This window comes from Actinosynnema sp. NPDC004786, from assembly GCF_053601135.1.
This window is the reverse complement of record NZ_JBSGBG010000018.1, coordinates 125,477-149,597: the sequence shown is the minus strand read 5'-3', so window position 1 is coordinate 149,597 and position 24,121 is coordinate 125,477. Positions and strand designations below refer to the sequence as shown.

Below are 24,121 nucleotides of genomic sequence, written 5' to 3'. Positions count from 1 at the left end.
GCGTGTTAACAACCGCTTACACCCGCTGTGGAGGCCGCTGTGTCCGGTTCCGTCATCGTCGCCGGGGCCCGTACCCCGATGGGACGACTGCTCGGGTCGTTGAAGGACTTCTCCGGCGCCCAGCTCGGCGGCGTCGCGATCAAGGCGGCCCTCGAACGCGCCGGTGTCGCGCCCGAGCAGGTGCAGTACGTGATCATGGGCCAGGTGCTCACCGCGGGCGCGGGCCAGATCCCGGCGCGCCAGGCGGCGGTGAACGCCGGCATCCCCATGTCCGTGCCCGCGCTGACGATCAACAAGGTCTGCCTGTCCGGCATCGACGCGATCGCGCTGGCCGACCAGCTCATCCGCGCGGGCGAGTTCGACATCGTGGTGGCGGGCGGCCAGGAGTCGATGACGCAGGCCCCGCACCTGCTGCCGAAGTCGCGCGGCGGGTTCAAGTACGGCGACGTCACGATGCTCGACCACATGGCCCACGACGGCCTCTTCTGCGCGTTCGACCAGGTCGCGATGGGCGCCTCCACGGAGAAGTTCAACGCCCGCTACGGCCTGACCCGCGAGGAGCAGGACGCGTTCGCCGCCCGCTCGCACCAGCTCGCCGCGAAGGCCGCGGGCAACGGCGTCTTCGACGAGGAGATCGCGCCGGTCGCGATCCCGCAGCGCAAGGGCGACCCGGTCCTGTTCGCCACCGACGAGGGCGTGCGCGCCGACACCACCGTCGAGGCGCTGGCCAAGCTGCGCCCGGCGTTCGCCGCCGACGGCACGATCACCGCGGGCTCGGCGTCGCAGATCTCCGACGGCGCGGCGGCCGTGGTCGTGATGAGCAAGGCCAAGGCCGAGGAACTGGGCCTGACCTGGCTGGCCGAGATCGGCGCGCACGGCGTGGTGGCGGGCCCCGACGCGAGCCTGCACGAGCAGCCCGCGAACGCCATCAAGGCCGCGTGCGCCAAGGAGGGCATCGACCCGACCGACCTGGACCTGGTCGAGATCAACGAGGCGTTCGCCGCGGTCGGCGTGGTCTCGACCCGTGAGCTGGGCATTTCCGAGGACAAGGTCAACGTCAACGGCGGCGCGATCGCGCTCGGCCACCCGATCGGCATGTCGGGGGCCCGCATCGCGCTGCACCTCGCGCTGGAGCTGAAGCGCCGCGGCGGCGGCGTCGGCGCGGCCGCCCTGTGCGGCGGCGGTGGTCAGGGCGACGCCCTGATCGTCCGCGTGCCGAAGGTCTGAAGGTGTGGCCCGCACCGTTGACGTAGCCGAGCTGGTCGACCGCGCGCGCGAAGGGCAGCCGCGCGCGGTCGCCCGGCTGATCTCGCTGGTCGAGGACGCCAGTCCCCAGTTGCGGGAGGTGGCGGGCGCACTGGCCCCGTTCTGCGGGAACGCCCGGGTCATCGGCTTGACGGGCGCTCCCGGCGTGGGCAAGTCCACGTCCACCTCCGCGCTGGTGGCGGCCTACCGGGCCCGCGGGCTGCGGGTCGGCGTGCTGGCCGTGGACCCGTCGTCGCCGTTCTCCGGCGGCGCGCTGCTCGGCGACCGGGTGCGGATGGGCGAGCACGCCACCGACCCCGGCGTGTTCATCCGGTCCATGGCCACCCGCGGCCACCTGGGCGGGCTGTCCTGGGCGACGCCCCAGGCGCTGCGCGTGCTCGACGCGGCGGGCTGCGACGTGGTGCTGGTCGAGACGGTGGGTGTCGGCCAGTCCGAGGTCGAGGTGGTGTCGCTGGCCGACACCACGGTGGTGCTGCTCGCGCCCGGCATGGGCGACGGCGTCCAGGCGGCCAAGGCGGGCATCCTGGAGATCGCCGACGTGTTCGTGGTCAACAAGGCCGACCGGGACGGCGCGGACCAGACCGCGCGCGACCTCAAGCACATGATCTCCCTGGGCCGCCGGGACCGCGAGGGAGGTCGCTGGCGGCCACCCGTGGTGAAGGCGGTCGCCGCGCGCGGCGAGGGCGTGGCCGAGGTCGTGGACGCCGTCGACGCCCACCACGCCTGGCTCGTGGAGCGCGGTGAGCTGGCCCGACGCCGCGCCGCCAGGGCCGCGGGCGAGATCGAGGCCATCGCGCTGGCGCGGCTGCGGTCCCGGATCGGCGGGCTGCGCGGCGCGTCCGCGCTCGACACGCTCGCCGAACGGGTCGTGGCGGGCGAGCTGGACCCCTACGCTGCGGCTGATCGACTGGTCGAGGGGGTGGGGGCATGACACCTGTGGTGGTGGACATCGGCGCGCGGGACACCCGGCGGGTGATCGTCGGCGGCGCGGTGTCCGGCGCGCTGGGCGTGGTGGCGCTCGTGGGCGCGGTGAGCGCGTACGCGGGCGGCGAGGGCGTGGGCGGGACGATCGCGCTCGTCATCGGGCTCGCGTTCACGGGCATCGCGGCGGCGGCGGTGCTGAACTGGAAGAGGGTGTCCCGGCCGCGCAAGCTCGTGTTCGAGGCGCCGGGCGTGCGGTGGGACGACCCGGCCGGCGCGCCGTGGGCGGTGGCGTGGCACGAGCTGGGCGCGGTGCGGATCTCGCGGACGCGGGAGCGGGTCGTGGACCCGGCCGACGCGGTCCTGCGCAAGACCATGGTCCGGCTGGACCTGCTGCCCGCCGACCCGCGGGGGTTCCGGGCGCGGCACGCGGACATGGCGCACCTGGCCCGGGAGGACGGCGCCTACCGGCTGCCGCTGGGCGACGCGGCGGCGTTGGTCCCGGTGGTCGAGCGGGCCGTGCTGGGCTTCGCACCCGCCCTGTACCGGGGCGTCCAGGACGAGGGCTTCACTGTGGGGTTGTCGTGAACGAGGTCGAGATCCCCTTCGGCAGCCGGACCGAGCGGCGCGTCGCGCTCGCCGTCCAGCTCGGCCTGACCCTCTTCGGGGTCCTGCTGATGTTCCTGTCCTACGCCGACGGCCACCTGGCCGCGATGTTCGTCGGGCCGCTGGTGGCCCTCGGCGGGCTGATCGGCGGCGGGGTGTGGCGGCGCCGGGCCAGGGTGCGCCGGCTGCTGGTCGAGCACCAGGGCCTGCGCTGGGAGGAGAAGAACGCCTCCTGGGCGGTGCCCTGGTACGAGCTGTCCTCGGTGGCCCTGGCGCGCGACCACGCGCCCAACCCGTCGCTGTGGCTCACCCTGGTCCCGAGGGACCCGAACGCCTTCGCCGCCACCTACCGCGGCGTGCCGAAGACCCTGTACGGGTACTGGACCAAGCTGCCCGACGACGTCGGCGCCGAGATGCTGGACCTGGCGCTGAAGCGGTTCGCGGCGCAGGTCTACCAGGGCTTCGTGCCGCACCCCGTGGCCTAGGACGTCGCCGCGAGGTGCGCCTCGTGCTGGGACACCGCCCTGCGCCACAGCGGGTCGCGGTCGTCGGCCGCGACGACCAGCCCGAACACGTCGGCCAGGGCGGTGAACCAGTCGCGCCGGTCGTCCAGCACGGTCTTCGTGGTCGTCGTCCCGATCCGGGACAGGGTGAGCGCGCGCAGCACGTCCCGGCCGGTCGCGTCGGCCCGCAGCACGCCGAACGTGCGCACGAACCCCGACTCGGGCGACGTGGACAGGTGCACGTGCCGGTCGGCGAACACCTCCATGCCGACCTCCTCCGGGGCGAAGTGCATGGCGAAGAAGCTGCCGCGCGGGTCGTGCCGCAACCGCCGGCCGCCCGGCGCGGCGGGCGACGGCCCCAGCTCGAAGGTGAACGGCCCCTGCCGGTGGACCCCCTCCCGCAGCGGCAACGGCGAGTGCAGACCGTCGCCCAGTCCGACGTCCACCAACCAGATGTCGTCGGAGTCCGGCAGGTCGCGCACGGTGAGCGCGAGGTGGCTGCGGCTGATGGTCGGCTCGACGTCCGGCGTCGTCTGCACGCCGCCCGCGTGCCGGGTCACGCGGTAGCCGAGCGCGCGCAGCAGCTCGCCGAACGCGGCGTTGAGGTGGAAGCAGTACCCGCCCCGGCCGGCCAGCACGCGGGCCACCGAGTCGCGCGGGTCGATCGAGGTGACGCGGCCCAGCTGGATGTCGACCGTCTCGTAGGGCACGCGTTCGACGAACGCCCGGTGCAGCCGGGTCAGCGCGGCCACGCCGGGTGGTTCGGCGTCGGGCACGCCGAGGCGGCGCAGGAAGGCGGGCACGTCGACCGGGACCATCTGGAAATCCCCCGTCCGGGTGGGAAGCGTCGAAGCCGGGACTTCCGACTCTAGGCAGGGACGATCACAGCGCCGAACGTTTATCCCGTCGACCGGGGGACGAAGAAGGTGCGATGTACGACTCCGCTGGGCTGCAGGTGCTGTCGCGCGACGAGTGCCTGGAGCTGCTCGGCTCGGCCGCGATCGGCCGCTTGGTCTACACCGACAAGGCGTTGCCGGTGGTGCACCCCGTCGTGTTCGCGCTCGACGGCGAGTGCGTGGTGCTGCGCGTGCCGGACGGCAGCGCGACCCTCGTCGCCCGGGACACGATCGTGGCGTTCCAGATCGACGACGTCGCGCCGGACCTGTCCCGCGGCTGGTCGGTGATGGCGGTCGGGCACGTCACCGAGGTCGAGGAGCGCGCCCGCCTGGCCCGGATGCGGCAACTGCCGCTGCCCTCGCGCGGCCACGGCCGCGGCGACCACTACCTGGTCGTCGACCTGGAGGTGCTGTCGGGCCGTCGCATCCCCTAGGGGAACGCGTTAACCTCGGTGCTCTCCCTACCCGGAGGGTGGTCACGGGTGGCCGGAACCCCGGACGCGAACGCCTCGATGCGACTGGACGGCCTGCTGCGCGAGCTGACCGACCGCACCGCCGAGGTGGTCGACACGCAGGAGCGCCTGCACCGGCTGCTGGCGGCGGTGGTGTCGCTGGCCAGCGACCTGTCCCTGCCCGACGTGCTGCGCCGCACCGTGGAGTCCTCGTGCGGCCTGGTCGGCGCGCGCTACGGCGCGTTGGCCGTGGTCGGCCCGGACCGGCAGCTGCTGGAGTACACCCCCGGCGACGGCCACCACCACACCGACGTCGAGCGGGCCGGCGCGGAGCCGACCGCGTTCGACCCGTCCCGGCCCGGTTTCCTGGGCGTGCCGGTGCCCGTGCGCGGCCGGGTGTTCGGCAACCTCTACCTCAGCGACAAGGCCGACGGCTCCGACTTCACCCGCGCCGACCGCGAGGTGGTGGAGGCGGTGGCCGCGGCGGCGGGCATCGCGATCGAGAACGCCCGGCTCTACGAGCGGTCGCGGCAGCGCGAGGTGTGGTTGCGGGCGTCCAACGAGGTGACGAACGCGCTGCTCACCGGCACCCCGGACCGGGACGCGCTGCGCCTGGTCGCGGTGCGCGCCCGGTTGGCCGCCGACGGGGTGACCGCGCTGCTCGCGCTGCCCGACGTGCAGGGCGGGCTGGAGGTGCGGGTGGTGGACGGCCGGGTGCGCGGGTTCAGCGCGTCCGCCGAGGGCGGCCCGGCCCGCGAGGTGTTCGACACGGGCAGGGCGAGGGTGCTCGACGGGCTGCCCGGCCACGCCGAGCCGGTCGGTCCGGTGGTGTTCGCGCCGCTGGCCGCGGGCGACCGGGTGCTCGGCGTGCTGATGGTGGCGCGGGCCCGCGACCAGCGGGCGTTCGACGCCTCGGACGTGGCGCTGGTCGAGTCGTTCGCCCGGCAGGCCGCGCTGATCCTGGAGTTCACCCGGGCCACCGGCGCCGGTCGGCGGCTGGCCGTGCTGGAGGACCGCGACCGCATCGCGCGCGACCTGCACGACCTCGTCGTGCAGCGGCTGTTCGGGCTGGGCCTGGGGTTGCAGAGCATGAACGGGCTGGTCGAGCAGCCGGTGGTGGCGCAGCGGCTGGCCGACTTCGTCACCGAGGTCGACCAGACCATCCGGGAGATCCGGCGCACCATCTTCTCGCTCCAGGAACCGCCGGCGGGCGCGGCCGACCTGCGCGCCCAGTTGATGAAGGTGGTCCAGGAGTCGGCCCGGCTGCTCGGCTTCGAGCCCGCGCTGGCGCTGGACGGGCCGATCGACTCGGTGGTGCCCGACCACGTGCGGCCCGACCTGCTGGCGACGTTGCGCGAGGCGCTGGCCAACGCCGCCCGGCACGCGTCGGCGAAGAACGTCGAGGTGGAGGTCGCGGTGGACCGCGCCGCGACCAACCTGCGCCTGGTCGTGCGCGACGACGGCAACGGCCTGCCCCCGGGCCGGGGCCGGCACACCGGCGGCCTGGTCAACATGACGGCGCGGGCGGCGCGCTGGGACGGCACCTGCGAGGTCGAGTCGATCGAGGGCCGGGGCGTAACGCTCACGTGGTCCGTGCCGTTGGTGTCGGTGTAGGGAGGTTTCATGTCCATCTCGGTGCTGCTGGTGGACGACCACGAGATCGTCCGGCGCGGGTTGCAGCAACTGCTGGCGGTGGAGTCCGACATCGAGGTGGTCGGCGAGGCGGAGAGCGCCGCCGCGGCCGTGGCCGCCGCTGCCCGGCACCGGCCGGACGTGGCCGTGATCGACGTGCGGCTGCCCGACGGCGACGGCGTGACCGTGTGCCGCGAGATCCGGTCGACGGTCCAGCCGCCGCCCGCGTGCCTGATGCTGACCTCGTACTCCGACGACGAGGCGTTGTTCGGGGCGATCATGGCGGGCGCGGCGGGGTACATGCTCAAGCAGGTCTCCGGCAACGACCTGGTGTCCGCGATCCGCACGCTGGCCGCGGGCGGCTCGCTGCTGCACGCCGGCGTGACCGCGACCGTGCTGCAACGGTTGCGCGGCGGACCGGTCGAGGACCCGCGCTACGCGGCGTTGAGCCCGCAGGAGCGGCGGATCCTCGACCTGATCGCCGAGGGCCTGACCAACCGGCAGATCGCGAACCGGCTGTTCCTGGCCGAGAAGACGGTCAAGAACTACGTCTCCTCGCTGCTGCACAAGCTCGGCTTCGACCGCCGGACCGAGGCCGGGGTCTACGCCGCGCGCCGCCGGCAGGCGGGCGGCGCGCCGGGACCGTTCTGAGCCGAGTCGGCAAGTGGGCGGCGCGGCCGAGCCGGCCGCTCGGACCCGACGGCGTGCCGCGCCGGCGGGCAGGCCGCTCGGAGCCGCTCCGACCCGACGGGCAGTCGGCCCGCCCGGAGCCGCGGTGCCACGGCGTCCGGGCGGGCCGGTGTCACAGCGGCCAGGCGGTCAGCGGCCGGGCAGCCGCCGCCGTGGGTGCGGTCGGATCGGGCAGCGGCAGGCCGGGGCAGGTCAGGTCGCCCGGAGGCACCTTCCCGTCCACGATGAACGCCTCCACCACGTCGTCCACGCACGCGTTGCCGAAGCCGTAGATGCCGTGGTCGCCCTCGTCGGTCACGGTGAGCAGGCGTGACCCCGCGAAGTTGCGGTGCGCGCGCTGCGCGCCTTCCAGCGGCGTCGCCGGGTCGCGCTCCGACTGCACCATCAGCACCGGCGGCACGCCCCTGCCGGTCGGCTTCTTCAGCTCCAGCGGGGGCCGGTCCCAGAACGCGCAGGGCGCGAGCACCTGGTAGTAGCCGAACAGCGGGTACTGCCGGCCCAGCCGCTCGGCCTCCCGCGCCAGCGTGGCCCGGTTGTGCCGGAACACCGTGTCGTTGCACGTGATGCCGTAGAGCGTGCCGTTGGCCGCGTCCGGGTACCGCGCCAGGGCCGCCGCGCCGGCCGCCGTGGCCTGGTGCACCGCGACCAGGGCCTGCGCCGCGTCCGGGAACAGCAGCTTGCTGTACTGCGCCCGGACCAGGGTCAGGTCGAGCCGCACGCCGTCGACCACGGTGCCGTCGGGCAGCGGCAACGGGTTCGCGGCCAGCTTCGCGCGGGCCGACTCGTACACCCGGCGCACCTGCTCGGCGGTCGTGCCCAGGTGGTAGAGGCTGTCGTAGCGGGCCACCCAGGGCAGGAAGTCGACCCGGAAGCGGCGCTCGAAGCCGTAGCCGAAGTTGTCGAAGACGTCCTGGAACGTGCTGGTGAAGTCGGTGTTCGAGTCGAGCACGAACTTGTCCACCCGCTCCGGGAAGTAGGTGGCGTAGTACGCGCCCATCCACGTGCCGCCCGAGTAGCCGATCCAGTTGATCTTCTCGCGGCCCAGGAGCCGGCGCAGCAGGTCCAGGTCGCGGACGGTCTGCTCGGTGTTGACCACCCGGCCGAACTCGCCCGAGCGGGTCTGGCACGCGGTGGCCTGCAGCTCGGCGGCGTCGTAGAGCAGCTCGGTGTTGGCCCGGCTGCGGTCGCGCGGGTCGGTGACGGTGAGCCAGTCGAAGCCGCCGCAGGTGGCGTTGGCGCTCGCGCCCGTGCCCCGCACGTCGATGCCGATGACGTCCAGGTTCTCCACGAGCTTGGCGCGGCCCGCGTAGAGCAGCGGCAGCGACCGGCCCGCGCCGCCCGGACCGCCCGGGTTGGTCAGCACGGAGCCCCTGGCCTCGCCGCGCGCCTTGAGCCGGCTCACCGCGATGGTGATCCGCCGGCCGTCGTCGGGCGTGCGCCAGTCGAACGGCGCCTCGAACGTGCCGCACTCCAGGCCCGGGAACTCGGCGCACGCCGTCCACGTGATCGCCTGGTCCGGCCGCGGCTCCGGCACGGCCTGCGCGTACGTCGGCAGCACCGCGCCGAGCAGTCCCGCCGTCACGGTCGCCGCGACGGTCGCGGCGAATCGTCCTCGCATGGATTTCCCCCTCCGGTCGAGGACTCCACTCCACCCCGCACGTACGCTGGGGGCAACCGCAGAAAGGCCCTGTTCGGCTCTACGAAAGACTTAAGCCACTCGGGCTCGGAGGAAAGTAAGGTCGCTGGAGTGGGGATTTTCCGGAGGAAGCGGCCTGCCGCCGTCGCCCGCGAGGTGGTGCGGGACCACACCTACGACGACGCGATCCTGGACATCGCGGCCGAGGAGATGGACGCGGGCCACCTGAGGGCGGCGACCACCGTGCTCGCCGAGTGCCGCGAGGAACCCGAGGTCCGCGCGCTGCGCGCCGAGGTGCTGGGGGAGCACGCCATCGGGCACGCCGACGAGCTGCTGGAGCTGGCGAAGAACAACACCGACCCGGACCTGTGGCTGCTGGCGGGCACGGCGTTCATCCGCGAGGCGTGGGCGATCCGCGGCTCGGGCCGGGCCGACAGCGTGGGCAAGGACCGGTTCAAGGTCTTCTTCGGCACCCTCCGCAAGGCCGTGGGCCCGCTGCACGAGGCCGCGAAGCTCCTGCCGCGGGACGCGGTGCCGTGGGCGCAGCTCCAGACCGCGGGCCTCGGGCTCCAGGTGGACCGGGACCAGAAGGACGAGGTGTGGCGGGAGATCGTGGCGCGGTGCGCGACGCTGTACCCGGCGCACTGGACGCGGTTGCAGATCCTGGCCTCGAAGTGGGGCGGGTCGGCGGAGGAGATGATGGCGTTCGCCCAGGGCAGCGTGGACGCCGCGCCGCCCGGCGACCCGGTGGTCGCGATGCTGCCGCTGGCGCACTTCGAGATCTTCCTGGAGCAGTTCGAGGACGCCGTGCAGGCGCGGTCGGCGTTGAAGATCGCGACGCTGAAGATGCGCTACTTCACCCGGCACCGGGAGGAGATCGCCGCGGCGGCGGACAAGTGGGACGTGACGCAGGCCAAGCCCCACCCGCGGTCCCTGCAGGCGCACAACCTGTTCGCGGCGGCGTTCGCCCTGGCCGACGACGCGCCCCGGGCGAAGCGGCACCTGCTGGGCATGCGCGACCACGTGCACGAGGTGCCCTGGGCGTATGTCGCCTACCTGGCGGACGACCTGGAGAAGGAATACTCCGAGCTGGCGAACAAGTACCTGTGACGGTGGGTGACCGGGTCCGCGTCCGGCCACCCGCCTCGTTGGACCCGATGGCGTAGGTGTGCCGCCCGAACGCCGTCGTGCCCGGCACCAGCGCGCCCACCGCCGTCCCGCCGGCGGCCGGCAGCACCGGTTCGGCACGCCGAACCAGGTCTGCCGTAGTGCTGCGCCAACCCCCGTGCGTCCGGCAGGGGCAACGCCGTGCGCATCAGCTCCCGGGGCTCGACACCAGTGGCGGCCTGCACCGGACGGCGACGACGTCGCCGGTCACCACGACCTCGCCCGCCGCGTGCGGCACGACCACCGTGCTGCCCCGGTGCACCGCGACGGGACCCAGCGTGCCCGCGCCCTCCAGCACGACGAACACGCCGAACGAGGGCTCCAGCGCCGCCGTGCCGGACACGTGCAGCCGGTCGGCGCGGAAGAACGGGTCGGCCTGCGCGTCGAACAGGTCGACCGACGGGCCGGTCAGCGCCCGCGTCCGCCGCACGAGGTCGTCGGGGGACTGGGCCCGGCGCTCCAGGCAGTCCAACGCCTTGTCGTAGCCCAGGCCGAGGTGCCCGGCCTCGGCGTCGGCCAGGAACCCCTGCCACTCCAGGGTGATCGAGAAGTCCGTCGGCTGCTGCAGCTCGACGATGAACACGCCCTCGCCGATCGCGTGCGGCACGCCGGCGGGCACGAACACGGTGTCGCCGGGGGAGACCGGGACCGGGTTCAACGCGGCCAGCATGGCGGCCGAGTCCTGGGTGGACACCCAGCCGGCGGCGACCTCGGCGGGCACGTCCTCGCGGAAGCCGATGTAGACGGTCGGGTCCGGACCGGTCGTGCCGATCACCACCCACGCCTCGGTCTTGCCGTGCCGGCAGCCGAGGTGGGTGGACGCGAACGCGTCGGACGGGTGGTAGTGCACCGGCAGCCGCTGCCCGGCGTCGAGCAGCTTCACCAGCAGCGCGGTGTCCGCGCCGAACTCCGCCGCGTGCGCCTGCCCCAACCACGTCACCGGGTCCGCCGCCACCGCGTCGCGCAGCCACCGGCCGTCCGGCAGCCGCGTCAACCCGGCCTCCTCCTTGCCGAACTGGGTGGTGGTCGACGCGACCCAGTCCTCGGGTCCCCGGTCGGCGTCGTCCCGGCTCCGGAACGCCGCGATGGCCGCACCGCCCCGGTAGAACTGCCGGGGCTGGTTGGCCTCCAGCGCAACGGGTTGCGCGTCGGTGCTCATGGGCGAACCTCTCCTGATCCACGGGCCACCAACCGGACCGGGAGGACGACGCGGCGGGGTGGCGAGCCGTCGCCGTCCAGTCGGGCGAAGAGCAGGTCGGCCGCTGCCTTGCCGAGCGCGCTCGCGTCGTGCGCGATCACGCTCACCGGCGGCGACAGCAGGTCGGCCAGCTCGAAGTCGTCGAAGCCCACGAGGGCGGGGCGGTCCGCGCTGCCCGCCAGCGCGCGCACCGCGTGCACGGTGATCCGGTTGTTGCCGGTCACCACGGCGGTGGCCGGGTCGGTGGTGTTCCGCAGGCCGTGCAACGCCTTGCGCACCGACTCCTCGTCGTGCGGGCCCATCACCACCAACGACTCGTGGTAGCCGATGCCCGCCCGCACGCACCCCTCGCGGTAGCCGCGCAGGCGCTCGTTGGCGGTGAAGATGTCCGGCGCGTCGCCGAGGAACGCGATCCGCCGGTGCCCGAACGACGCCAGGTGCGCCACCGCCTCGGCGGTGCCGCCGATGTTGTCCACCAGCACGGTGTCGGCGACCACGTCGCCGGCCGGCCGGTCCAGGAACACGACGGGCGTGCCCGCCCGCATCTCCGGCACCAGGTACCCGTGCTGCAACCCGGCGGGCACGATCAGCAGCCCGTCCACCCGCCGCGAGCAGAACTCCAGCGACAGCTCCCGCTCGCGTGCCGGGTTCTCGTCGGAGGAGCCGGTGATGACCTGCCGGCCGCGCAGCCGCGCGATCTCCTCGACCGCGCGCGTGACCCCGGAGTAGAACGGGTTGCCGACGTCCTCCAGCACCAGCCCGATCGTGCCCGTGGACGAGCCGCGGCGCAGGTTGCGCGCGCTCAGGTTGCGCCGGAAGCCGAGCTGGTCGATCGCCGCGAGCACCCGCTCCGCCGTGGCCGGGTGCACCCCCGCCTCGTCGTTCACCACGCGGGAGACGGTCTTGATGCTGACGCCCGCCAGCCGCGCCACGTCGTTCATCGTCGCGCGCCGCACCTTGCGGGCCGGAGCCGCACCGTTCGGGGACAACGTTGTCATAGTGCGCGAATCACACACCGCGCCCGCACGGATGTCAACGTCCGGACCTGTCTCGAACCGGACAACCCTTGGTCTCGGGCTTGACTCCGCCCTGCCACTCTCCGCAAGTATCTGATTACCGAACGTTCGTGGACAGCGTTGTCGACGTCGGCCGAGCCGACAATCGGATCACAGGGGCGGTCATGCGGTCGAGAATCCGGACAGTCCTGGCGCCGGCGGCGACGGTGGTGCTCTCGGCGGCACTGGCGGTGGTGCACCCGGTGGCAGGGGAGGCGCAGGTGGACGACCTGGCCAGGTGGGTCAACCCGTTCGTCGGCACCCGACCGGGTGGGCCGGACCACGGCACCGGCGGCGGCGCGGGCAACAACTTCCCCGGCGCGGACGTGCCGTTCGGCATGGTGCAGTGGAGCCCGGACACGGTGACGCACCAGCACGGCGGCTACGCCTACGAGGACGACCGGATCAAGGGCTTCAGCCTCACCCACCTGTCCGGCGCGGGCTGCTCGACCTACCAGGACATCCCGGTCATGCCGTTCGCGGGCGAGGTCACCACGTCGCCCGCGACGGACCCCGACCGGTACGTGTCGACGTTCTCGCACGACCGGGAGAGCGCGTCCCCCGGCTACTACGGGGTGACCCTCGACAGCGGGACGGAGGTCGAGCTGACGGTCACCCAGCGCACGGGCGTCGGCCGGTTCGCATTCCCGGGCGGGACGACGTCCACGCTGCTGGTCAACACGTCCGGCTCGATCGCGGGCACGGACGACGCCGAGATCACCATCGGCGCGGACACGATCAGCGGGTGGGCGACCAGCGGCCGGTTCTGCGGCGCGGACCACCGCTACCGGGTGTACTTCCACGCGGAGTTCGACCAGACCTTCGCCTCGATCGGCACGTGGCGCAACGGCACGGTGACGCCCGGCCGGTCGTCGGAACGCGGCGGTTCCGGCGTCCGCGAGGGGCTGGGCGACGCGCCGAAGACCGCCGAGGCGCGGGGCGAGCGCCGGGTCGGGGCCGAGGACACCATCGTGTCGGGTCCGGGGTCGGGCGGGTGGGTGACGTTCGACGACCCGGACGTGACCATGCGCGTGGGCCTGTCGTTCGTCTCGATCGACGGCGCGAAGGAGAACCTCCAGGCGGAGAACGCGGGCAGGTCGTTCGACGCCGTGCGCGCCGCCGCCCGGCGGGCGTGGAACGACCGGCTCAACCAGGTGAAGGTCACCGGCGGCACGGACGCGCAGCGCACCACGTTCTACACCGCGCTGTACCACTCGCTGTTGCAGCCCAACGTCTTCTCCGACACCGACGGCCGCTACCCGGGCTTCGACGGCCGCGTCCACACGGCCGAGCGCGGGCACGCCGTCTACACCAACTTCTCCGGCTGGGACGTCTACCGCTCGGAGGTGCAACTGCTGTCGCTGCTCGCGCCCGCGGAAGCCTCGGACATGGTCCGCTCTCTGGTGGCGTTCGCCGAGCAGGGCGGCGCGTGGGACCGGTGGACGGTGGCCAACGGCTACACCGGCGTGATGGTCGGCGACCCGTACCACGTGATGGTGGCGAGCGCCTACGCGTTCGGCGCGCAGGACTTCGACGCCCGCAAGGCGTTGCTGCTGATGCTGCGCGGCGCGACGCAACCGACCCGGGGCTACGAGGAGCGGCCCGGCCTGGTCGAGTACCTGGACCTCGGGTACGTGCCGGTCGGCGTGCGCAACGTCTGGGGAGCGCCCGCGACCACGCTGGAGTACACGACGGCGGACTTCGCCATCGCCGACCTCGCCCGCCGGCTCGGCGACGGCGCGACCTGGCGGACCTTCACGGCACGGGCCCAGTACTGGCAGAACCTGTTCAACCCGGCCACCGGGTACACCCAGGCGCGCAACCGGGACGGCTCGTTCGTGGAGCCGTTCTCGCCGGGCAGCCCGGACAACTGGGTGGAGGGCAACGCCGCCCAGTACACCTGGATGGTGCCCTACAACGTGCGGGGCCTGGTCACCGCGATGGGCGGCGACGCCGAGGTCCGCGACCGGCTGGACACCTTCTTCACCAAGCTCAACGCCGGCCCGGACGAGCCGTACGCGTTTCTCGGCAACGAGCCGATCATGCACTCGCCGTGGCTCTACAACTGGGTGGGCGCGCCCGCGAGCACGGCGGCCGTGACGCGGCGCGCGGTGACCGAGCTGTTCGGGCCGGGCCCGGACGGCCTGATGGGCAACGACGACCTCGGCCAGATGTCGTCCTGGTACGTCTGGGCGGCGCTGGGCATGTACCCGGTGATCCCCGGCCGGGCCGAGCTGGTGGTGAACAGCCCGCTGTTCGAGGAGGTCGTCATCACCCGGCCGAACGCCGCGCCGATCGTGGTCAAGTCCTCCGGCCGCGGCACGTACGTGGCGGACCTCAGGCTGAACGGCCGTCCGCAGACCCGCACCTGGCTGCCGGAGTCCCTGGTCGCCCGCGGCGGCACGGTCGAGTTCGCGCTGTCGGAGTCGCCGACCGGCTGGGGCACCGGCCCGGCCGACGCGCCGCCGTCGTTCCGGGACGGCGAGGTGGCGCAGCAGGCGTACGTGGAGCCGGGTCGGCTGGTGCTGCCCGCGGGCGGCAGCGGCGCCGTGACCGTCGGCGCGCAGGACCTCTCCGGCCGGGGCGGCACGGTCTCGTGGACCGCGCAGCCGCCCGCCGGCATCACGCTCACCCCCGCGTCCGGCCAGGTCGCCGTGCCGGCGGGGGAGAAGGCCGGGGTCGAGGTGACGGTCGCGGTGGCCGCGGACGCGGCCGAGCGGACCCACCGCGTGCCGCTGGAGTTCGCCAACGGCCAGAGGTCCACGATCCCGGTGCTCGTGGCCGAGCCGGGCAGCCTGCGCGCGGCGTTCGACAACACCGGCACGTCACCGGACGACGACCAGGCGGTGGGCAACTTCGACGGCGGCGGGTGGAGCTACTCCCGGGACGCGCTCGCCGACGCGGGCCTCGCCCCCGGCGGCACGGTCGCGGCCGACGGCCTGACCTACACCTGGCCCACGTCGCCGGTCGGCGAGGCGGACAACGTGAACGCCTCCGGCGAGGTGATCACGGTCGCCGCGCCCGCGGGGGCGACCCGGCTGGGGCTGCTGGGCAGCGCGGCGTCCGGCAAGGCGTCGGGCACGCTCACCGTCAGCTACACCGACGGCAGCACGCAGACCGCGGAGGTCGGGTTCTCCGACTGGGCGCTGGGCGGCGCGGCGAACCTGCCGCCGTCGTTCGACAACCGGGTCGTGGCCACGATGCCGTACCGGAACAACACCAGCGGCGAGTCGCAGACGCTGAAGGTGTACGTGTTCGCCACCGCGCCGATCGCGTTGCAGGCGGGCAAGCAGGTGCGGTCCGTGACGCTGCCGTCCTCGGTGACCGGGGGGACCTTCCACGTGTTCGCCATCGCGGTGGGGTGACCCTAGGGTGGGTGCGGTGACGGCTGACCCCGTGGCGTCGGTGGACACGTTCATCGGCACGAAGGACGAGGGGAACACGTTCCCCGGCGCGTCGATGCCGTTCGGCCTGGCGCACTCCGGCCCGATCGGCTCGCACTACGCGGGCTGGCGCTACGACGACCCGGTGATCCGGGGGTTCGGGCACTTCTTCCTGTCCGGCGCGGGCTGTTGGGAGCAGGGCGGGCTGGTGTCGATCCTGCCGACCACGGGCCTGCCGCGGACCTTCGACCACCGCTCGTACGCGGTCGGGTACGCGCACGACGGCGAGGTCGGCCGGCCCGGCGACTACCGCGTCCGGCTGGCGTCCGGCATCGCCGTGGAGTCGACGGCCACCACCCGAGTCGGGGTGGAGCGGTTCGCGTTCCCCGCCGGGTCCACGCCGCACGTGCTGGTCAACGTGGGCCAGGCCAACGACAGGGAGCCCGTGTTCGCGAGCAGCGTGCGGGTGGTGGACGACCGGACGCTGGCGGGCACGGTGGTGGCGCAGGCGTTCTGCGGCGGCAGGCCGTACACCACGTACTTCACGACCCGGTTCGACCGGCCGTTCCGGGCGACCGGCAACTGGGGCGGCGCGGAGGGCGGCGCGGGGTTGCGCGGCCAGTGGGTGCGGTTCGACGGCGGCCCCGTCACGGCGGCCACCGCGCTCTCGCACGTGGACGCGGAGGGCGCGACCAAGAACCTCGGCGAGGCCGACGGGCGGTCGTTCGACGAGCTGCGCGCGGCGGCGCAGGAGGCGTGGCGGCGCGAGCTGTCGAGCGTCGAGGTGTCGGCGGAAGGCGACGACCGCACGGTCTTCTACACGGCGCTGTACCACGCGCTGCTGCAACCGTTGACGGGCAACGACGTGGACGGCCGGTACCGGGGGTTCGACGGTCGCGTGCACACGGCCGACGGCTGGACGTACCACGAGTACTTCTCGTTGTGGGACACCTACCGGGCGCAGAACCAGTTGCTCGCGCTGCTGCGGCCCGAGCGGGCGCGGGACATCGCGCGGTCGTTGCTGGCGATCCACGAGCAGGGCGGCTGGCTGCCCCGCTGGGCCTACGCCAACCAGGAGACGAACACCATGACCGGCGACCCGGTCACCCCGTTCCTGGCGGACCTGTGGCGGTTCGGCGCGGTGGAGGAGCCGGAGCGGGCCTACCGGGCGCTGTGGCGCAACGCCACCGGTGTGCCGCCCGCGTCGTCGCCGTTCGAGGGCCGGGCCGGCAACCCGTCGTACCTGCGCGCCGGATTCGTCCAGCACGACAAGGCTTTCCCGAAGAAGGGCCAGGACGTCGACCCGCACCACGGCGCGTCGGCGACGTTGGAGTACGCGTTGGCCGACAGCTCGCTGGCGGTCATGGCCGCCGCGCTGGGGCACGAGGACGACGCCGAGGTGTTGCGCGCCCGCGGGCTGAACTACCGGGTGCTGTGGGACGACTCGGTGTCCGACCGCGGGTTCACCGGCTTCCCGCGGCCCCGGCTCGGTGACGGTCGGTGGCTGACCCCGTACACCCCGCAGGGGTCGGAGGGGTTCCACGAGGGCACGGCCTGGCAGTACCAGTGGCTCGCGCAGCAGGACGTGCCCGGTCTGGTGGCGCGGCTCGGCGGGCGGGCGGCGGCGCTCGCCCGGCTGGACGACTTCTTCGCCTTCCCGGACCTGCTCGCCGACCCGGCGCGGGCGGTGCGCGAGAAGTGGGTCGTCGGCCCGTACGACTACTACGACCAGTTCCGCTACAACCCGAACAACGAGCCGGACCTGCACGTGCCGTGGATGTACGCGCTCCTCGGGCAGCCGTGGCGGACGTCGGCGGTGGTGCGGGCGGCGCAGACGTTGTTCGTGGCCGCCCCGAACGGCGTGACCGGGAACGACGACCTGGGGCAGATGTCGGCGTGGTACGTGCTCAGCGCGCTGGGCCTGTACCCGGTGGTGCCCGGCAGCGGCGACTTCGTGCTGAACGCGCCGAGGTTCGAGCGGGCCGTCGTGCGCCTGGCGGACGACCGAGCGGTCACCGTCACCGCCGCCGGCGCGGACCCGTCGAGACTGCAATACGTGCGGTCGCTCCACGTGGACGGCGAGCCGTGGGACGCGGTGCGCCTCAACGTCGACCGGCTGCGCCGCGGCGCGGTCCTCGACCACGTGCTGACCGACGACCCCGCGGAGGCGACGTGGGCGACCGGTCCCGGGGCCGTGCCGCCGTCCTACGTCACCGGTGAGCACTTGTCGTAGTCGCCGGCGCGCACAGCGCGACCGGGTCGTCCGCCGAAAGTCTCGATCACCGCTCACTTCCGTTGTTCCCCGGTGGAATCGCCACTCCGGGCGCACGGCGCGGATTACGGTCCAGCCATGACAGGGGCACGCATACCGGCCGTCGTGGTTTCCGACATCAGGAAGGACTACGGCGGGCTGAAGGCGGTGGACGGCGTCTCGTTCACCGTCGCCGAGGGGGAGTTCTTCGGCATCCTGGGGCCGAACGGCGCGGGCAAGACCACCACGCTGGAGATCGTCGAAGGGCTGCGCCGGCCCGACTCGGGCCACGTGACGCTGCTCGGCGAACAGCCGTGGCCGCGCAACCCCAAGCTGCTGCCGCGCATCGGCGTGCAGCTGCAGGCGTCGAGCTTCTTCGAGAAGCTGACCGCGAGGGAACAGCTCCAGACGTTCGGCTCGCTGTACGGGGTGGACCGGCGCAGGGCCGACGAGATGCTGGAGCTGGTCGGCCTGACCGACAAGGCCGACGTGCAGGAGAACAAGCTGTCCGGCGGCCAGCGGCAGCGGCTGTCGATCGCGTGCGCCCTCGTTCACGACCCGGACCTCGTGTTCCTGGACGAGCCGACGGCGGCGCTCGACCCGCAGGCGCGGCGCAACCTGTGGGACGTGCTGCGGGCGATCCAGGCCAGGGGCAAGACCATCGTCTACACCACGCACTACCTCGACGAGGCCGAGATCCTGTGCGACCGGGTGGCGATCATGGACCGGGGTCGGATCCTCGCCATGGACGCGCCCGCGAGGCTCGTGCGCGGTCTCGACGCGCCCACGCACGTGGTGCTGGCCAAGGGCGTGCTGACGCGTGAGGCGGCCCGCGAGATCACCGGTGTGGACGACGCCCACGAGGACGAGGTGTCGTTGACGCTGTCCACCCGCAGGCCCGCGCCGGTGCTCTCGGCGCTCGCGGAGCGCGGCACGTTGGACGGGTTGCAGGTCCGCACCGCCACGCTGGAGGACGTGTTCCTGGAGCTGACCGGGCGGGAGTACCGCGCATGACCGCGTTCCGGAGCCTGTCGGCGGCCATGGTCAAGGGTTTCCTGCGGGACAAGATGACGTTGTTCTTCGTCTTCCTGTTCCCGTTGATGTTCCTGGTCGTGTTCGGGTTGCTGCTCGGCGACTCGGGTGACGACAGGACGAAGGTCGCGGCCGTGGGTGACGGGCCGGTGCTGGCGACGCTGGAGCAGACCGGCGCGCTGGAGCTGGAGAGGTACGACTCCGCCGACGCCGCGCGGCAGGAGGTGGACGAGGGCGACCTGCCCGCCGCCGTGGTGGTGGACGGCGACCGGGTGTCGTTGATCTACGCGGCGAGCGACCAGGTGGCGGCCGGCACCGTGACGGGGATCGTGTCCGGGGTGGTCGACAAGCTGAACCTGGGTGCGGCGAACGTCGCGCCGAAGTTCACGCTGGAGGCGCAGTCCGTCGAGGACGCGTCGCTCAAGCCGATCCAGTACCTCACGCCGGGCATCCTGTCGTGGGCGATCTCGATCTCCGGTGTGTTCGGCTCGGCGCTGACCATGGTGTCGTGGCGCAAGAAGCAGGTGCTGCGGCGGATCCGGCTCGCGCCGGTGAGCACGACGACGGTGCTGACGTCGCGGGTGCTGGTGAGCGTCGGCACGGCGGTGGCGCAGGGCGTGGTGTTCGTGGCGGTGGCGCTGCTGCCGGCGTTCGGGTTGAAGCTGACCGGTCAGTGGTACCTGGCGCTGCCGCTGCTCGTGCTGGGCACGGTGGCGTTCTTCGCGATCGGGATGCTCGTGGGCGCGTTCTGCAAGACGGAGGAGGCGGCGTCGGGGGCGGCGAACATCGTGATCATGCCGATGGCGTTCCTGTCGGGCACGTTCTTCCCGGTGGAGAACGCCCCCGAGTGGCTGCAGACCGTGTCGAAGGCGTTCCCGTTGCGGCACATGAACGACGGCATGCTGGACGTCCTGGTGCGCGGCAAGGGCCTGGAGGCCCTGCTGGTCCCGTCCGCCGTCCTGCTCACCTTCACCGTCGTCGTGGCCGTGATCGCCGCCCGAATCTTCCGCTGGGAAGACTAACCCGCGTGTCCTACGTTCGCGTCGCGCGTGTCCTACGTTCGGAACAGCCGAGTTGAACATTCAGGTGCATCCGAGGGCTGCCGCGCGTGCCGCCCAGGTGTTCTGAACGTTCAACTCGCGTGTTCGGAACGTAGGACACGCGCGTTCTGGACGTAGGACACGCGCGTTGGTGGTGGGGTGGGAGGGGGGTGAGGGGGGTCACGCGGGAGAATGGGGGCATGTTCACCAGCGCTGTTGGTCGGTTCCGCTTGCTCGCCCTGGCCGAGGCCGTGTCGTGGGCCGGTCTGTTGATCGGCATGTTCTTCAAGTACGTCGTGGTGGAGAACGAGATCGGCGTGAAGATCTTCGGCCCCGTGCACGGCGCGATCTTCGTCGGCTACGTCCTCGTCACGCTCATGCTGGCCGACCGCTGGGACCGCAAGACGCTGGTCCTCGGCCTGGTCGCGAGCATCCCGCCCTTCGGCACGGTGGTGTTCGAGCGCTGGGCCAACCGGACCGGCCGCCTCGACGAGGCCGGCGACGCTCAGACCGCCAACGACTGAGCGCGCGCCAGCTCCGCCTCGGGGTCGCCGAGGTGGTAGACGCGTTCGCTCGGCTCGATGTGGTCCAGGAACTCCTGGTACACCACCGCGCCGACGAGGTGTGCGGCCGGCCGGGCGTGCCGCAGCGCGCTCGCCGGGTCGCTCGCCGGCCGATGGCGCAGCCACGCGTCCACCCACACCCGCGCCACGGACGCCCGCAGCTCCGGCGCGACGAACCCGATCAACCGCGCCGCGTCCAACGCCGGGTGACCCCAGTGCGCGTCACCCCAGTCCAGCACGACCCCGCCGGAACGCCAGTTGCCCGGGTGGAAGTCCCCGTGCAGCAGCGTGTCCGGCAGCCCGAAGTCCGGCACCGCCACCCCGCGCGTCCGCAACCGCGGCTCACCCGCCAACGCCGCCTGCACCGCCACCCACCGCGGCACGATCCGCGCCACCACCTCGGCGTCCGGCCGCCAGCAGTCCACCCCGGACGCCTCCGCCAGCAGCACCCGGCCCGGTTCCGCCGCGATCAGCCGCGGCGCGAGCGACGGGTCCACCGACGCCACCAGCCCGATCACCGCGGCCTCGTCCGCCATGAACGGCGGCGTCGCCTTCGCCCACACGTTCCCGTGCGCGGTCGGCAGCCGGTACAGGCACGACAGGTTCCACGTCTTCACCTGCACGGGCCGCCCCGTCACGTCGACGTGCCCCCGCGCCCACCGGACCAACGCCGCCGGACCGCCGGGACGCGCCCACGGCAGCCGCAACGGGTGGTCGTCGAACGAGTGCCGCTCCGCCACCGACAGCCCGCGCGCCGGCACGCGGTCCGCCTCCACCTGGTAGGTCACCACGCCGTCCCGCATCGCCGGCGTCGTGGTCGAGACGAGCCGCAGCACGCTCGTGGTCACGCCCAGCACGCGGTCCAGGTGCGCGGTCACCGGCTCGACGTCGTTCCACCACGGGCTGTCCACGGTGAACGGCTCCGCCGCCCCCACGTACCGCCCGCCGACCGTCACCAGCGCCCTGATCTCCCGCACGACGTGCAGGGTGGCCGGGACGGCGCGGACCTGTCGACCGAATTCAGTCCTCGAAGTCGCCGACCGCCCGGCGCACCTTCGCCAGCAGGTCGGTGAGCTGCTCGGTCTGCCGCTCGGTCAGCCCGCGCAACCCGAACTCCACGCTCGTCACCGCCTCGGTGGCCGCCTCGCGCCGGGCGTGCCCGGCCTCGGTGATCTCCACGAGCGTGGTGCGTCGGTCGGTGGGGTGCGGGTTGCGGCGCACGAGCCCGTCGGCTTCCAGCCGGTCCACGATGTTCGTGACGCTCGTCGGGTGCAGTTGGAGGCGTTCGCCCATGACCCGCATCGGCAGGCTGCCCGTGCGGGCGAACGTCAACAGCACCAGCGCCTCGAACCGCGCGAACGTCAGGCCGTGCGGTTTGAGGGCGGCGTCCACGGCGGACTGGATGATCTGCTGTACTCGCATGACGCTGGTGACCGCCGCCATCGACGTCGACGGTCCGATCCGCTTCTCCCACAGCTCGGCGGCGCGCGCGATGGGGTCGAACGGCAGCGGCTGGGACGTCATGCGCCGAAGCTACCAGTGGGTACCCGCACCAGGAGGCAGTAGTGCTCGTCGCGTTCAGTGTCAGCCCGCTCGGCGGGGAGTCCGACGGGGTGGCGGAAGCCGTCGCCCAGGCCGTCCGGGTGGTCCGCGAGTCGGGGCTGCCCAACGAGACCAACGCCATGTTCACGCTGGTGGAGGGCGAGTGGGACGAGGTGATGGCGGTGGTGAAGAAGGCGACGGAGGCCGTGCAGGCCACCGCGCCCCGGGTCAGCCTCGTGCTCAAGGCGGACATCCGGCCCGGCCACACGGGCCAGTTGCGGGCCAAGGTCGAGCGGGTGGAGCGGTACCTGGCGGACTCGGAATGAGTGCGAACAGTAGGACGTCCTACTAAGTTGGCGGACATGGCCGTGGGTCCGAGGGAATTGTGGGTGCGCTTCGAGACGTACCACGACGTCACGTACTTCTCGCCGGAGTCGCGCGCGGTGACCGACGCGCTCGGCTGCAAGGGCGGCTGGATGGGTTACTTCGGCCAGCGCGCGGCGCCCCTCGGCGCGGCGTCGCCCGAGGTCGTGACCGCCGCGTTCTTCAGCTTCCACCCGCGCAAGGTGGCGCGGGCGCTGCCGGACGCGTGGGACGTCGCCACGCCCGAGCGGTTCCTCGCGGCCCGGCTGGAGGGCGTCGACCGGACCCTGCGGCGGATGCTGGAGAGCCTGGACGTCGCCGAAGCCGCCGAGCTGGCCTGCCGGGCCGCCGAGGCGGTCCCGGTGGCCGGGCGGGTGCTGGCCGCGGCGAACCGGGCGCTGCCCGTGCCCGACGAGCCGCACCTGGCGCTGTGGCAGGCGTGCACCACGCTGCGCGAGTCGCGCGGTGACGGCCACGTCGCGGCGCTGGTGGCCGCCGACCTCGGGCCGTGCGAGGCGTTGGTGCTGTTCGGCGCCGACAACGACCTCGACCCCGCGTACCTGCGCACCGCGCGGGGCTGGTCGGAGGAGGAGTGGCGGGACGCGGAGGCTGCCCTGGTCGAGCGCGGTCTGCTCGACGGCGGGCTCACGCCGGCCGGTCGCGCGCTGCGGGCGGACGTCGAACGCCGCACCGACGAGGCCGCCACCCGTCCGTGGGACGTCCTGGGCGCGGCGGGCACGGCCCGGTTCGCGGAGCTGATGACCCCGATCGCGCTGCGCCTGGGCCGGTTGAACGAGGCGATGCGGACGAACCCGATGGCGATCGACCCGGTCGCGCAACTCCCCGGCTAGCCGCGCGCGGCACACCGCCCGACTCGTGCCAGGATGGAAGGCGTGACAAGGCCAGACCCCCGAAAGACCGCCGCACTGTCCGCCGCGTTGTCCGGGGCGGTCGACCTGGGCGCGCTGAAGGCCCGGGCCGACGCCGCGAGGCAGCGCGCCACCGCCCCACCCCCGCCGGCCGGCGCGGCCGGCGGCTCGGACGCCGGTCCGAGCCCGTGGGTGCTGGACGTCACCGAGGCGACGTTCCAGTCGGTGGTCGAGCGCTCCCTGGACGTCCCGGTCGTGGTCGAGCTGACCGCGTCCTGGAGCCCCGAGGCGGGCCAGCTCTCGCCCGTGCTCGACCGCGCCGCCCGCGCCGGTGGCGGCGCCTGGCTCCTGGCCAGGGTCGACCTGGACGCCAGCCCCCGCATCGGCCAGGTGTTCGGCGTGCAGTCGGTGCCGACCGTCGTCGCGATCGCCGGCGGCCAGCCGATCGACGCCTTCGCCGGGCCGCTGCCGGAGGCCGAGTTCGGCCAGTGGATCAACCGCCTGCTGGACGCCCTGCGCGACCGCCTGCCCGGCATCAGGGCGGCCGAGGCCAACCGCGGCGCGCAGCCCGGCGCGGAACCCGCCGCCGAGCCGGAGGACCCCCGCTTCACGGCCGCCGAGGAGGCGTTCGAGCAGGGCGACTTCGCCGCCGCCGAGGCCGCCTACGAGGCCATCCTGGCCGCCGAGCCCGCCAACGCCGAGGCCAAGGCCGCGCTGGCGCAGGTGCGGTTCACGGCACGGGCCGAGGCCGTGCCCGCCGACGCCGTCGCGAAGGCGGACGCCAACCCGGACGACCTGGACGCCCAGTTGGCCGCGGCCGACCTGGAGCTGGCGACGAACGACGTCGAGCAGGCGTTCAAGCGGCTGGTCGACACCGTCCGCCGGGTGTTCGGGGACGACCGGGACCGGGTGCGCGAGCACTTGGTGGGGCTGTTCGAGCTGTTCCCGCCGGACGACGACCGGGTGGCCAAGGCCCGGCGGAACCTGGCCAGCGCGTTGTTCTGAGCCCTCCGCGGCACGCTCCGCGGACGTCCGGTCGGGACGTCCGCGGAGCGC

At 73.3% G+C, this 24,121-nt stretch carries 22 protein-coding genes; 16 read left to right on the top strand and 6 right to left on the bottom strand.

Translation table 11 applies throughout. The annotated features are described in order from the left end of the window. The first annotated feature begins 39 nt into the window (after positions 1–39). From ACWEFJ_RS18675 to ACWEFJ_RS18660, 4 genes are read left to right on the top strand one after another with little or no spacing between them, the layout of a single operon-like run. Entirely contained in the window at positions 40–1,227 is a 1,188-nt protein-coding gene (locus ACWEFJ_RS18675; RefSeq protein ID WP_378094345.1) for an acetyl-CoA C-acetyltransferase, read from the top strand. A gap of 4 nt (positions 1,228–1,231) precedes the next feature. After that, positions 1,232–2,197, top strand: a complete 966-nt coding sequence (meaB, locus tag ACWEFJ_RS18670) for a methylmalonyl Co-A mutase-associated GTPase MeaB (protein WP_378094346.1) — start codon at positions 1,232–1,234, stop codon at positions 2,195–2,197. Continuing rightward, positions 2,194–2,775, top strand: a complete 582-nt coding sequence (locus ACWEFJ_RS18665; protein WP_449714464.1) for a hypothetical protein — start codon at positions 2,194–2,196, stop codon at positions 2,773–2,775. Before meaB ends, ACWEFJ_RS18665 begins: the two co-directional genes overlap by 4 nt. After that, positions 2,772–3,278 (top strand): hypothetical protein, encoded by a 507-nt coding sequence (locus tag ACWEFJ_RS18660; RefSeq protein ID WP_378094350.1) that lies wholly within the window; start codon positions 2,772–2,774, stop codon positions 3,276–3,278. The genes ACWEFJ_RS18665 and ACWEFJ_RS18660 overlap by 4 nt, the downstream gene beginning before the upstream one ends. On the opposite strand, the gene ACWEFJ_RS18655 is transcribed toward ACWEFJ_RS18660, so the two are convergent. Continuing rightward, positions 3,275–4,114: an arylamine N-acetyltransferase family protein gene (locus ACWEFJ_RS18655; protein WP_449714463.1), complete on the bottom strand. Its 840-nt coding sequence runs from the start codon at positions 4,112–4,114 to the stop codon at positions 3,275–3,277. The genes ACWEFJ_RS18660 and ACWEFJ_RS18655 overlap by 4 nt on opposite strands. Positions 4,115–4,227: 113 nt before the next feature. On the opposite strand from ACWEFJ_RS18655, the gene ACWEFJ_RS18650 reads away from it, so the two are divergent. Genes ACWEFJ_RS18650 through ACWEFJ_RS18640 form a run of 3 tightly spaced genes read left to right on the top strand, consistent with a single transcriptional unit; the run spans position 4,228 to position 6,927 of the window. Further along, positions 4,228–4,626: a pyridoxamine 5'-phosphate oxidase family protein gene (locus ACWEFJ_RS18650; protein WP_378094354.1), complete on the top strand. Its 399-nt coding sequence runs from the start codon at positions 4,228–4,230 to the stop codon at positions 4,624–4,626. A 48-nt stretch (positions 4,627–4,674) separates the two neighbouring features. Next, positions 4,675–6,258, top strand: a complete 1,584-nt coding sequence (locus ACWEFJ_RS18645; RefSeq protein ID WP_378094356.1) for a GAF domain-containing sensor histidine kinase — start codon at positions 4,675–4,677, stop codon at positions 6,256–6,258. Between the two features lie 9 nt (positions 6,259–6,267). Then, positions 6,268–6,927, top strand: a complete 660-nt coding sequence (locus ACWEFJ_RS18640; protein ID WP_378094358.1) for a response regulator — start codon at positions 6,268–6,270, stop codon at positions 6,925–6,927. A gap of 151 nt (positions 6,928–7,078) precedes the next feature. Here ACWEFJ_RS18640 and ACWEFJ_RS18635 read toward each other — a convergent pair whose 3' ends face one another. Then, a complete protein-coding gene (locus tag ACWEFJ_RS18635) occupies positions 7,079–8,584 on the bottom strand; it encodes an alpha/beta hydrolase (RefSeq protein WP_378085551.1) in 1,506 nt (501 codons plus the stop codon). A 129-nt stretch (positions 8,585–8,713) separates the two neighbouring features. Between ACWEFJ_RS18635 and ACWEFJ_RS18630 the strand changes: the two genes are divergently transcribed. After that, on the top strand, positions 8,714–9,712 hold the full coding sequence (locus tag ACWEFJ_RS18630; protein ID WP_378085549.1) for a hypothetical protein: 999 nt from the start codon (positions 8,714–8,716) through the stop codon (positions 9,710–9,712). A gap of 205 nt (positions 9,713–9,917) precedes the next feature. Here the strand turns inward: ACWEFJ_RS18630 and ACWEFJ_RS18625 are convergent, their stop codons facing one another. Beyond that, positions 9,918–10,928: a class I mannose-6-phosphate isomerase gene (locus ACWEFJ_RS18625; protein ID WP_378085547.1), complete on the bottom strand. Its 1,011-nt coding sequence runs from the start codon at positions 10,926–10,928 to the stop codon at positions 9,918–9,920. After that, a complete protein-coding gene (locus ACWEFJ_RS18620; protein ID WP_449714475.1) occupies positions 10,925–11,908 on the bottom strand; it encodes a LacI family DNA-binding transcriptional regulator in 984 nt (327 codons plus the stop codon). The genes ACWEFJ_RS18625 and ACWEFJ_RS18620 overlap by 4 nt, the downstream gene beginning before the upstream one ends. Positions 11,909–12,147: 239 nt before the next feature. On the opposite strand from ACWEFJ_RS18620, the gene ACWEFJ_RS18615 reads away from it, so the two are divergent. The 5 genes from ACWEFJ_RS18615 (at position 12,148) to ACWEFJ_RS18595 (ending at position 20,252) form a co-directional block, all read left to right on the top strand. Continuing rightward, positions 12,148–15,387: a GH92 family glycosyl hydrolase gene (locus ACWEFJ_RS18615; RefSeq protein ID WP_449714462.1), complete on the top strand. Its 3,240-nt coding sequence runs from the start codon at positions 12,148–12,150 to the stop codon at positions 15,385–15,387. Between the two features lie 16 nt (positions 15,388–15,403). Next, complete coding sequence (locus ACWEFJ_RS18610) at positions 15,404–17,638, top strand: GH92 family glycosyl hydrolase (RefSeq protein WP_449714461.1); 2,235 nt, start codon at positions 15,404–15,406, stop codon at positions 17,636–17,638. Between the two features lie 117 nt (positions 17,639–17,755). Further along, positions 17,756–18,670 carry an ABC transporter ATP-binding protein gene (locus ACWEFJ_RS18605; protein ID WP_378085541.1) on the top strand — a complete coding sequence of 305 codons (915 nt, stop codon included), beginning with the start codon at positions 17,756–17,758 and terminating at the stop codon, positions 18,668–18,670. Next, positions 18,667–19,710, top strand: coding sequence for an ABC transporter permease (locus ACWEFJ_RS18600; RefSeq protein WP_449714460.1), 1,044 nt, complete (start codon positions 18,667–18,669; stop codon positions 19,708–19,710). The genes ACWEFJ_RS18605 and ACWEFJ_RS18600 overlap by 4 nt, the downstream gene beginning before the upstream one ends. A 218-nt stretch (positions 19,711–19,928) precedes the next feature. After that, positions 19,929–20,252 carry a DUF3817 domain-containing protein gene (locus ACWEFJ_RS18595; protein ID WP_449714459.1) on the top strand — a complete coding sequence of 108 codons (324 nt, stop codon included), beginning with the start codon at positions 19,929–19,931 and terminating at the stop codon, positions 20,250–20,252. Here ACWEFJ_RS18595 and ACWEFJ_RS18590 read toward each other — a convergent pair. Together ACWEFJ_RS18590 and ACWEFJ_RS18585 are read right to left on the bottom strand one after the other, a co-directional pair. Beyond that, the gene (locus ACWEFJ_RS18590; RefSeq protein WP_449714458.1) at positions 20,234–21,268 is read right to left on the bottom strand and encodes a phosphotransferase family protein; all 1,035 of its coding nucleotides are present in this window, start codon (positions 21,266–21,268) and stop codon (positions 20,234–20,236) included. The two genes, ACWEFJ_RS18595 and ACWEFJ_RS18590, sit on opposite strands and share 19 nt — an antisense overlap. A gap of 43 nt (positions 21,269–21,311) precedes the next feature. Further along, entirely contained in the window at positions 21,312–21,815 is a 504-nt protein-coding gene (locus tag ACWEFJ_RS18585) for a MarR family winged helix-turn-helix transcriptional regulator (protein WP_378085533.1), read from the bottom strand. A 41-nt stretch (positions 21,816–21,856) separates the two neighbouring features. Between ACWEFJ_RS18585 and ACWEFJ_RS18580 the strand changes: the two genes are divergently transcribed. Genes ACWEFJ_RS18580 through ACWEFJ_RS18570 form a run of 3 tightly spaced genes read left to right on the top strand, consistent with a single transcriptional unit; the run spans position 21,857 to position 24,070 of the window. Then, positions 21,857–22,159: an MTH1187 family thiamine-binding protein gene (locus ACWEFJ_RS18580; RefSeq protein WP_449714457.1), complete on the top strand. Its 303-nt coding sequence runs from the start codon at positions 21,857–21,859 to the stop codon at positions 22,157–22,159. 36 nt (positions 22,160–22,195) lie between these two features. Beyond that, positions 22,196–23,047: an SCO6745 family protein gene (locus ACWEFJ_RS18575; RefSeq protein WP_449714456.1), complete on the top strand. Its 852-nt coding sequence runs from the start codon at positions 22,196–22,198 to the stop codon at positions 23,045–23,047. Positions 23,048–23,089: 42 nt separating this feature from the next. Beyond that, positions 23,090–24,070, top strand: a complete 981-nt coding sequence (locus ACWEFJ_RS18570; RefSeq protein ID WP_378085527.1) for a co-chaperone YbbN — start codon at positions 23,090–23,092, stop codon at positions 24,068–24,070. Positions 24,071–24,121 lie beyond the last annotated feature (51 nt).